Annotated in this window: 12 protein-coding genes; 6 read left to right on the forward strand and 6 right to left on the reverse strand. The window is 42.2% G+C overall.

Going from position 1 to position 9,169, the window contains the following annotated elements; genetic code table 11:
* Positions 1 to 868: 868 nt before the first annotated feature.
* Both IQ229_RS03655 and IQ229_RS03660 read left to right on the forward strand, forming a co-directional pair.
* On the forward strand, positions 869 to 1,483 hold the full coding sequence (locus IQ229_RS03655; protein WP_194041373.1) for a TetR/AcrR family transcriptional regulator: 615 nt from the start codon (positions 869 to 871) through the stop codon (positions 1,481 to 1,483).
* A gap of 120 nt (positions 1,484 to 1,603) precedes the next feature.
* Positions 1,604 to 2,302 carry a type 1 glutamine amidotransferase gene (locus IQ229_RS03660; RefSeq protein WP_194041375.1) on the forward strand — a complete coding sequence of 233 codons (699 nt, stop codon included), beginning with the start codon at positions 1,604 to 1,606 and terminating at the stop codon, positions 2,300 to 2,302.
* Positions 2,303 to 2,347: 45 nt separating this feature from the next.
* Here IQ229_RS03660 and IQ229_RS03665 read toward each other — a convergent pair whose 3' ends face one another.
* The 3 genes from IQ229_RS03665 to IQ229_RS03675 all read right to left on the reverse strand — a co-directional run bounded on the left by IQ229_RS03665 (position 2,348) and on the right by IQ229_RS03675 (position 5,092).
* Entirely contained in the window at positions 2,348 to 3,430 is a 1,083-nt protein-coding gene (locus IQ229_RS03665) for an energy-coupling factor ABC transporter ATP-binding protein (protein WP_194041377.1), read from the reverse strand.
* Complete coding sequence (locus tag IQ229_RS03670; RefSeq protein ID WP_194041379.1) at positions 3,427 to 4,125, reverse strand: ABC transporter permease; 699 nt, start codon at positions 4,123 to 4,125, stop codon at positions 3,427 to 3,429. The genes IQ229_RS03665 and IQ229_RS03670 overlap by 4 nt, the downstream gene beginning before the upstream one ends.
* Positions 4,126 to 4,207: 82 nt before the next feature.
* On the reverse strand, positions 4,208 to 5,092 hold the full coding sequence (locus tag IQ229_RS03675; RefSeq protein WP_194041381.1) for an ABC transporter substrate-binding protein: 885 nt from the start codon (positions 5,090 to 5,092) through the stop codon (positions 4,208 to 4,210).
* Between the two features lie 206 nt (positions 5,093 to 5,298).
* Here IQ229_RS03675 and IQ229_RS03680 point away from each other — a divergent pair, with 206 nt between their 5' ends.
* The gene (locus IQ229_RS03680; protein WP_194041383.1) at positions 5,299 to 5,457 is read left to right on the forward strand and encodes a hypothetical protein; all 159 of its coding nucleotides are present in this window, start codon (positions 5,299 to 5,301) and stop codon (positions 5,455 to 5,457) included.
* On the opposite strand, the gene IQ229_RS03685 is transcribed toward IQ229_RS03680, so the two are convergent.
* Complete coding sequence (locus tag IQ229_RS03685) at positions 5,430 to 5,660, reverse strand: hypothetical protein (protein ID WP_194041385.1); 231 nt, start codon at positions 5,658 to 5,660, stop codon at positions 5,430 to 5,432. The genes IQ229_RS03680 and IQ229_RS03685 overlap by 28 nt on opposite strands.
* 296 nt (positions 5,661 to 5,956) lie before the next feature.
* Between IQ229_RS03685 and IQ229_RS24420 the strand changes: the two genes are divergently transcribed.
* From IQ229_RS24420 to IQ229_RS03695, 3 genes are all read left to right on the forward strand, one after another.
* On the forward strand, positions 5,957 to 6,088 hold the full coding sequence (locus tag IQ229_RS24420; RefSeq protein WP_265582947.1) for a hypothetical protein: 132 nt from the start codon (positions 5,957 to 5,959) through the stop codon (positions 6,086 to 6,088).
* Between the two features lie 65 nt (positions 6,089 to 6,153).
* A complete protein-coding gene (locus IQ229_RS03690; RefSeq protein WP_194041386.1) occupies positions 6,154 to 6,414 on the forward strand; it encodes a hypothetical protein in 261 nt (86 codons plus the stop codon).
* Positions 6,407 to 6,826, forward strand: a complete 420-nt coding sequence (locus IQ229_RS03695) for a pepsin/retropepsin-like aspartic protease family protein (RefSeq protein ID WP_194041388.1) — start codon at positions 6,407 to 6,409, stop codon at positions 6,824 to 6,826. Before IQ229_RS03690 ends, IQ229_RS03695 begins: the two co-directional genes overlap by 8 nt.
* A 47-nt stretch (positions 6,827 to 6,873) precedes the next feature.
* On the opposite strand, the gene IQ229_RS03700 is transcribed toward IQ229_RS03695, so the two are convergent.
* Together IQ229_RS03700 and ctaD are read right to left on the reverse strand one after the other, a co-directional pair.
* Complete coding sequence (locus IQ229_RS03700) at positions 6,874 to 7,458, reverse strand: cytochrome c oxidase subunit 3 (protein WP_194041390.1); 585 nt, start codon at positions 7,456 to 7,458, stop codon at positions 6,874 to 6,876.
* 143 nt (positions 7,459 to 7,601) lie between these two features.
* On the reverse strand, positions 7,602 to 9,169 hold a 1,568-nt coding region (gene ctaD, locus IQ229_RS03705), incomplete at its 5' end, for a cytochrome c oxidase subunit I (protein ID WP_194041392.1).

Genomic DNA, 9,169 nt, shown 5'->3' on the forward strand with positions numbered 1-9,169 from the left:
CTGTATAGATTTTAAGCAGCCGCAATCCTTTTATATATAAGACTTTTAGTCAAGAGAATAGACAGACTATTCTAACTGGAAGTGAAGAGATAAATGATTTACTTTCTGTCCTGACTATAGATATGTCACCAAGGAGAAATCGACGATATTTTCTCAACTTTCAACAACAGAATAACGCAATTATCGGGTTTGAAGCTCTCGATATGATGACTAATTGTAACCACGAATACTCTTTGTAAATTAATTCCTCAGCGCAAGTAAATTGGCCAGATGTATGATATTCTTGATTTATAGGGAATCTAAACCACTTCACGCACAAAGGATCTCCAAGCACTTGCGCTGTAGTGATGAAACCAAATCCCATAAGTTAACCAATTGTTTGATGAACTGATGGTCTTGCTCCACAAGTTTCTGGAGGATTGTGGAAGTAGTTGATCGGTAGCAGTTCTGAAGTTCGGGGGGACTTTGGTCTGCTTGCAGTTCATCAATCACTTTTGGGATAAACCTTTTATTATTTACAGATAGTGTTTTCTTAAATCCTCAGAAAGAATCGAAGCTTTGGCGAATGAAAAAATAGAATAAGCAATCGATAAATAATATGATTTGCTATTTAACCAATTGGGTAAAACAAACTTAAGTAAAGAAGGCAGGAGGCAGAGGGCAGAAGGCAGAAGGGAAGAATTTGAACGGGGCTTTAACCCCGCTCAATTCTTGGCCACCAAATCCGAGATTATGGTGGGGGACTCAGACCCTTGTTCCCTAGCGATCACGGGCTTTAGCGCAAAACAGTATTCCTTCTGCCTCCTGCCTTCTGCCCTCTGCCTTTCTTGTTGAACTTCCAGATTAATTAAATAACCTGGTGTTTAAAATGACTAAACCGAAAACAATCCGTAAATCTGTTCGCGATCGCATTCTAAGTACAGCATCAGGCTTGTTTTATCGAGAGGGAATTCGCAATGTCGGTATTGACAGAATCGTTGCGGAATCTGGCGTTGCTAAAATGTCGCTCTACAATCATTTCAAGTCAAAGGATGCATTGATTGAAGCGTGGCTGCGACAACAGGATGAACAATGGTGTGAATGGCTCAAAACCACGATTGAGCAACGAGCTTCTAACCCATCCCAACAACTATTGGCAATATTTGATGCCCTGCGGGAATGGTTTGAGGGCCCAGATTTCCGAGGTTGTGCATTCATTAATGCTTCAGTGGAACTAGCCAATGCTGACCATCCTGGACATCGAGTGGCATTGGAGCATCAACAATCGATTTACCGCTATATCAAAAGCCTAGCTCAAGCCGCAGAAGTTTCATCACCGGAACAGTTAGCTAGGCAACTGCTTCTGTTGGTGCAAGGTGCGATCGTGGTTGCGATGATGGAAGGAAGTTGGTCAACCGCTTCACAGGCGAAAAAAGTGGCGGCAACGTTAATCCAGACTGCATCAAAATCCGGCGTTACTGAAACAGTGCTAAGTGCTGAGTAAAAAAGCAATAATCGCACAGGCTAAACGCCCCGCTATCCATGTACAGCACTCCTGAAATGAAGTCTATTATATGATTTAATGTAAAAAATCACACTGCAACTAAGTTCGGAGCAATCAGGGATGAGAATTCATTACTTACAACATGTGCCATTTGAAGGACTTGCTAGTATTGAACACTGGTTGACAAAGAAAGATCATATTCTCTCCGTAACTAAGTTTTATAACGGTGACAGTTTGCCATCTGTTGATAACCTAGATTGGTTGATAGTAATGGGCGGGCCGATGAATGTCTATGAGGATGATAAGTATCCTTGGTTGACTTTGGAAAAACATTTTATTGAAGAAGCAATCAAAAAGAATAAGATAGTTATTGGCATTTGTCTTGGTTCGCAGCTAATCGCTGATGTTTTAGGTTCCAAGGTTTACAAAGGTCAGGAAAAAGAAATAGGTTGGTATCCGATTCAAATGACAACAGAAGCACAAAGTTATCCGGTGTTTGCTTCATTACCTGCAACTTTCACTGTGTTTCATTGGCATGGCGATACTTTTGATTTACCACCGGGTGCTGTACGACTAGCTTCTAGTGAAGTATGTGCAAATCAAGCTTTTATTTATGGAGATAGAGTATTAGGTTTACAATTTCACCTAGAATCAACTCAAGACAGCGTTCGGCAAATTATTGACAATTGCGCCTCGGAACTAGTTACAGGTAAATATATTCAGAAACCCGAAGAAATGCTTGCACGGAATGATGATTTTAGTAATATAAATACTGCCATGTGTAAAATTTTAGAGTATTTTGCTAATTTGACTGACTAAATTCTTATTTATACCGCTATTTCTAGTATAAAACCGTCTATTGTTCTAAACAAAATGTGCATCTTTAGGATTGAATGCCAGCTGAATCATTTCATGGGGATATATATTGCCGAATATATGATTTCGAGGCACTCTGGCAATTAAAGTTTGTTCTCCCACCTTAACCCAAATACTACAAATCCCAATACCATTTAAAACCCGTTCTACTAGCCCTTCAATAATTACCGAACATAGTTTATGCCGCATTGAAGAACTTGCATCGTAAAGATTGAAAGTATCAGCAGATAAACAACATGCAGTAATTGGTTTTGTGATTTCCCCAGCATATAAAAACTTTATCCCGTTTGCAAGTTTGATAAAACTCTCACGGCTACTCCGTTCTACATGGCACGGAATAATATTATCTATTCCTACTAATCTTGCAAGTTGCTCGTTAGCTGGTCGGCGGATGATAGTTTCCAAGTTATCATCCTGTATAATACAGCCGTCAAATAAAGCGATCGCTCGATCAGCAAAATGCAGTATATCTGTAAAATTATGACTGACTAATATGACTGCTGATCCCCTCGCTTGCGCCCATTGTCTAATTTTCTCGATCATCTGGGGACGTATTCCCACATCTAAAGAGGCAGAAGGCTCATCCAAAAGCAGCAATTCGGAATCAGCAACTAAACCGCAGGCAATACAAACTCGTTTGGCTTCACCACCGGACAGAGAACGAGCTGACTGATTTGCCAGGTGTTCACAGCCAAAAGTTGCAAGTGCGGTATGTACCGTTTGCTTAATCTTGTGTGTTGGTGTTCCGCGAAACTTTAATACCTTGGCAACATTATTAAAAACAGTGTCATCCAGTAGTAAGGTTTCTTGAAATACCAAAGCCGAACGACGACGCAACAATGTTTTATTAGCATTGCGGACATCCTGTCCAAATAATTGCATCTCACCACGGTAAGGTTGCAAGAGATTGATTGTTCTTAACAAAGTGCTTTTACCAGCGCCATTGGGGCCAAGCACTGCGACCAATTCTCCTGGACGGACTGCAAAATTTTCAATTGACAGGATATTTTTACGTGTTTTGCTATCAACGCTAACCTGTCGCATATTCAGGACATATTCGTTAGTACTCATAGAATTTTCTTGTCATGCTGTAAGATAGTCAGCAACACAATAACGGTGTATGTGATGATCAGGAGAATGTATGCGATCGCCATTGCAACATCGTAATTTCCTTTCCCTACTTCCAAAACGATCGCTGTAGTTAGGACTCTTGTCTGCCCCTTGATATTGCCGCCCACCATCATAGATGCACCAACTTCCGAGATGACGCGACCAAAACCAGCCATGATTGCAGCCATTAACCCTAACCGTGCTTCCTTGATTAGCAACCAGTTGACTTGCCACTGTGTCGCCCCCATTGATAACAGTCGCCAGCGTAGTTTCGGATTAATACTGATAATTGCCGCAAAACTGAAGCCAGCTACAATTGGAAAAGCAATGATGGCTTCGGCTACGATCATAGCTGTAGGCGTGTACATCAAATCCAGATTTCCTAACGGGCCAGATCGCCACAAAAACAGACTGACGAATAAACCGACTACGACAGGTGGCAATCCCATACCGAAGTTAATTAAACTAGTCAGAGTTTGCTTGCCAACGAAATCTACTAATGCTAGCCACAGTCCTAATGGTAGTCCCAGTAAAACGCTAATGGCTGTAGCTGTTCCAGATACGAACAATGTCATCGTCATGACTTGGAAAACGTCACTATCGCCACTGCTTAATAGCTCAAAAGCTTTGAAAGCTCCTTCGATGATTGTATTCACAAATACAACTCTCTTAAAAATTGGGAAAGAATACTCAAATATGCAGTAAAGCAACCCTTAACGATCTGATGCTCAAGTTTGTCTAAAAGCCGTAATCTTTCTCCGTTTTACCGGCATCAACATAAAATAGCGGTTGTCCGAACTCTTTTTTCCCGTGGGCTGCAATTATTGTCTGTCCTTCAGGAGATAAGACAAAATTAATAAACGCTTTAGCTCCTGCACTATTCACTCTGGGGAATTTCTGAGAATTTCCTTCCATGACATGGTAGAGATTTAACAGTTTCTTGTCTCCCTGCACCAGTACAGGTAAAGACAGGTTTTTCTTCTGAAATATGTATGTCGCCCGATCTGCTAAGGTATATCCTAGTTTTTGGTTAGCGACTTGCAAAGTTTGCGCCATTCCTGAACCTGTTTGCTGATACCAAGTGCCAGATGGTGTGATATTTGCCTGTTGCCATAAATCTTTTTCTAGTTTGTTAGTACCTGAGTCATCACCCCGCGATACAAATAATGCTTGATTTTTGGCAATCAGGGAGAATGCCTCCACAGCATTCTTTTTACCTCGGATCTTTGCCTTGTCAGTATCTGGGCCGACAATCACAAAGTCATTGTGCATTACCAAGTGGCGATTAATTACCGCACCATCTGACAAAACTTTGCGTTCGGCTTTAGGTGAATTGACGAATAGCGCGTCAACCTCACCTTTTTCAGCCATAGCCAAAGCTTGTCCCGTGCCGACTGCAACTTTTTTGAGTTTATATCCTGTTTTCTTTTCAATCGCCGGAACTAAATCATCTAGCAGCCCGCTATCCTCAATACTCGTTGTCATCGCCACGATCACATCTTTCTTGGCTGGGGACTGTCCAAGAATTGGCTCTTGGTTGACTAGATTATTAGCAAAGCCGATGCAAAGAATCGCCAGGAAACTTACCAAACACCCATCGCGCACAGCCCGATGATTGATCATTGCACTCTCCTACCAATCTGTGTGCCAATATTCTTTACTATGGCAAGTAAAGTTTACATTGGGAAGTATAAGCAAGATTGAGTAGGAAATCAACCATTTATGTTGTTTTCCAGACAATTGGCATGATGAGAAGGATTGTTGACAAGATGCTGACATGATTCGTATGCTCTGCTGTTGGAAATTCTTCCTTCTTTTCGCAATGGCTCGTGTGTTTATCATTTGATGCTGGAGCGATCGCAGTTCATCAAAGACTGCGATCACAACAGCTTTGTGTGTCCACGATGGATTTAAGAATAGCAACGGTCGGCATCCAGGCAGCCCTAGATATTAAAGGAGACTATTCTCCTGGCATCAGTAAGCGGTAAAGGAAGTTTTTACTTACTTGGTTTTGTCTAGCCATTTCTAGAAGTAGTATATCTCCATTTTTGAGGAGTACAAAAAAGCATTGAGCATCGAGGTAATCATCGTTGCGTAATCCTTCATCAGCGACCTTTGTTTCCTCTATCTCTTCATAGTTCAAGTAATGCTCTTTGTCTTCAACATCTACTACATTAAATACGACTGGCATAAGTTTTTAAGCTAGAAGAGTACATTGTCGAGCATAAATCGTATAGTTGCTTAAAATCTGTTGGTTTAGTTGCAAAATACAACCCTTATGGTATGTCCTAAGATGGTTCGTGATTTCATTATTCCAAGGGCATATAATGCGCCTTTGGGATTTTAATCAAATTAATTAGGCAATTTTGAACAAATCAAGGCAACCAATTTCTCAGGTGCTTGGCACTCATCACTTCAGCAATTGTGCGCGGACGAATGCTAACATTATTCGTGAATATGCTCTGCTATTGCAAATTCTTTTTTCTTTTGGTAACGGCTCCTGTTTTATTATTTAATGCTGGAGCGATCGCAGTTTTTAATCAACTGCGATCGCAACGTGTTCATGTCTCCACAATGGATTTAAGAATAGCAGCGTTAGCGGAGGCATCGCCTCCTTAACTCAGTGGAAAAGTGCTGATGGTGACTGAGCTAAACTAAACGTATATCATCTCAAAATAAGCAATATGACTCTGGGCGAAATTTTACCAACCGTCGGTCAACTATCCCATGAAGATAAACTTCGACTAATCCACTTTCTCCTTCTTGCAGTTGCGAAAGAAGAAGGATACAGCTTAGAAGAGACTGAGGAGAGTGATGCAACGAAAGCACTTCTAAATCAACTGGCATCAACTCAAGGAGTTGTCTGGTCTCCTCAAGCAGATCCTGAAGCAATTCAAGCATTGTCAGACCTGCTAGTGGCAGCACAGGGAGCCACCAATGCTTGATGACCATCGCTTTCTGTTCACAGAGCGAACTGATAGTCAAGGGCGATCGAGCGTTATGCCATATTTGCCCTTAACCCTTACCAACAGAAGTCTTTCTACAGAAGCGATCGCGCTGTTAGATACAGGTGCGAGTGTTAATGTTCTACCTTACGAAATTGGCTTACAGTTAGGAGCAGTTTGGCAAGAGCAGACCGTCCCTATTCAGTTGAGTGGGAATTTGGCTCTTAATGAGGCACGAGGCTTAGTGCTGTCTGGTGAAGTTGCTCCGTTCTCGCCTATTTTGCTTGCATTTGCCTGGACTCAATCGAAAGATACACCTATAATACTGGGACACATGAACTTTTTTGCAGAGTTTAACGTGTGTTTTTATCGACACGAGTTAGCGTTTGAAGTTTGTCCAAGAGCAAAGTGAAGGGTGTTGCATAACCAGCAGCCCAATAAGTGGCTAACAACAAAGTGTCATTGCCAGACATAAATCAGGACAAACAAAACAATCCAGATGACATCAACAAAGTGCCAGAAAATAGAAGTGGCATTTACACCAAAATGACCTGTGTCGTAGTTACCAGGAATGAAAGAGCGACCAAAAACAAGTATCTGTAATAAAATGCCAGTAAGAACGTGCAAACCGTGGAAACCTGTCAGTAAGTAAAACATTCCACCAAAAACACCTGTAGTAAAGCCAAAAGAAAGATGGCTCCACTCGATCGCTTGCCCGACTAAAAAGTAACTTCCCATTGCGATCGAAAGCATTAGAAACTGGCGAAATGTTATCAAGTCGTGGCGTGCAAGGGCGCGTTCTGCCAAGTAGATGACAAAGCTACTAGAAACAAGAATTACCGTATTAATTGCCGGATCTCTAACTTCCAGTCCAGAAACACCAGTTGGTAGCCAGTCAGGATTTGCTGTTTTATAGACAATATATGCTGTAAAAAAACCGAGGAAAATGAAAGTCTCTGACAGCAAGAAGACAATGAAGCCGAACATCTTGCTGCCTTCTTCATCATGGGTATGCTCGTGTGAGGGATTGATGGAACTATCCATTGCTTGAAACTCCTATATATTTATCTCACGCAGAGGCACAGAGAAAATGCGATCAATACCTCACCCCAAACTCTCTGCGTCCCTCTGCGCGAACCTCTGCGTACCTTTGCGTTTAAAATCAAATCAAACATTTGGCCTGCTCTCTAATGCTCGGCTACCAACGGTTCAGATTTCCCATATCCGTAGGGTTCACCCACAACAACTGGAATTTCCTCAAAGTTCTCAACAGGAGGTGGTGAAGAAACTAACCACTCCAGTCCAATTGCTCGCCAAGGATTCTTCGGTGCTTGCTTGTCATGTATCCAAGAACCAATAATATTCAGAATAAAGGGCAAAGTGGATACACCTAGCAAAAATCCTCCGATACTGGCGATAATATTCCAAAATTCATACTCTGGGGCATAAGAAGAAACTCGACGCAACATTCCCTGTAATCCTAGTGGGTGCATTGGGAAGAAGTTGAGGTTAGTGCCAATGAACGCCAGCCAGAAATGCAACTTGCCCAAGCCTTCGTAATACATACGTCCAGTCATCTTGGGGAACCAGAAGTAAATAGCAGCAAACATCCCCATCGTGACTGTACCGTACAGAACATAGTGGAAGTGACCCACCACATAGTAAGTGTTGTTGACATGGACATCAATAGGAACAGAAGAGAGGGTGATGCCAGTGATACCTGCAAATACAAACAATATTAATGCACCAAACGCAAACAGCATTGGTGTATCAAATCGTAGCTTGCCACCCCAAATCGTTGCAGTCCAGGCAAACACCTTAATGCCAGTGGGGACAGAAACGAACATTGTTGTGAGCATGAAAAACAGCCGCATCCAGCCTGGAGTACCACTGACGTATAAATGGTGTACCCAGACTATACCGCTAACTCCAGCAATCAGGAGTGATGAAATGGCGACAATCTTATAGCCAAACAGAGGTTTACGAGCAAAAACAGGAAATATCTCTGAAAAAACTCCAAAGACCGGCAAAATGATTACGTAAACAGCAGGGTGAGAGTAGAACCAGAAAAAGTGCTGAAATAAAACTGGGTCGCCTCCCTTGGCAGGGTCAAAAAAGCTAGTTCCAACTGTTAAGTCGAGTAAAAGCATGACTGCACCTGCTGTTAAGACAGGTAGTCCAAACAGTTGGATAATCTGGGCACTGAATACGTTCCAAACAAAGATGGGTGTACGGAAGGGTGTCATCCCAGGTGCGCGCATCTTAACAATCGTGGTGACAAAGTTAATCGCCCCCATAATTGAGGAAACACCTGATATTGCCACTGCTAGAAGCCAGATTACTTCACCATTGATTAAGTTTCCTGTCGGGTTTTGCAAGCTGACGGGAGGGTATGACCACCAACCGGCTTGCGCTGGCCCACCGGGTACAAAGAAACTGGCCATCAGTAGGATAGCAGCGATCGGTATCATCCAGAAGGCAACAGCATTCAGTCTAGGAAACGCCATATCTCGCGCCCCAATCATCAGAGGTACAAGATAGTTAGCAAAACCTGTAAGTATGGGGAATGTCCATCCAAATAGCATCACAGTGCCGTGCATGGTGAACATTGCATTATAAACACTACGGTCAACTAAGTCTGATTCTGGGGTAATCAATTCCCCACGAATGATCATTGCAAATATGCCACCAACTAAAAAGAGAATGAAAGCGGTAACAATATACTGAATACCGATAACTTTGTGGTCTGTGCTGA

The organism is Nostoc cf. edaphicum LEGE 07299, assembly GCF_015207245.1.
GTDB classification, from domain to species: Bacteria; Cyanobacteriota; Cyanobacteriia; order Cyanobacteriales; family Nostocaceae; genus Nostoc; species Nostoc edaphicum_B.

Coding starts and splice junctions, on each gene's coding strand:
- IQ229_RS03685 (WP_194041385.1), bottom strand. CDS start 5,660: ATGCCAGTCGTATTTAATGTAGTAGATGTTGAAGACAAAGAGCATTAC.
- IQ229_RS03655 (WP_194041373.1), top strand. CDS start 869: ATGACTAAACCGAAAACAATCCGTAAATCTGTTCGCGATCGCATTCTA.
- IQ229_RS03700 (WP_194041390.1), bottom strand. CDS start 7,458: ATGGATAGTTCCATCAATCCCTCACACGAGCATACCCATGATGAAGAA.
- IQ229_RS03665 (WP_194041377.1), bottom strand. CDS start 3,430: ATGAGTACTAACGAATATGTCCTGAATATGCGACAGGTTAGCGTTGAT.
- IQ229_RS03675 (WP_194041381.1), bottom strand. CDS start 5,092: ATGATCAATCATCGGGCTGTGCGCGATGGGTGTTTGGTAAGTTTCCTG.
- IQ229_RS03660 (WP_194041375.1), top strand. CDS start 1,604: ATGAGAATTCATTACTTACAACATGTGCCATTTGAAGGACTTGCTAGT.
- IQ229_RS03695 (WP_194041388.1), top strand. CDS start 6,407: ATGCTTGATGACCATCGCTTTCTGTTCACAGAGCGAACTGATAGTCAA.
- IQ229_RS03690 (WP_194041386.1), top strand. CDS start 6,154: ATGACTCTGGGCGAAATTTTACCAACCGTCGGTCAACTATCCCATGAA.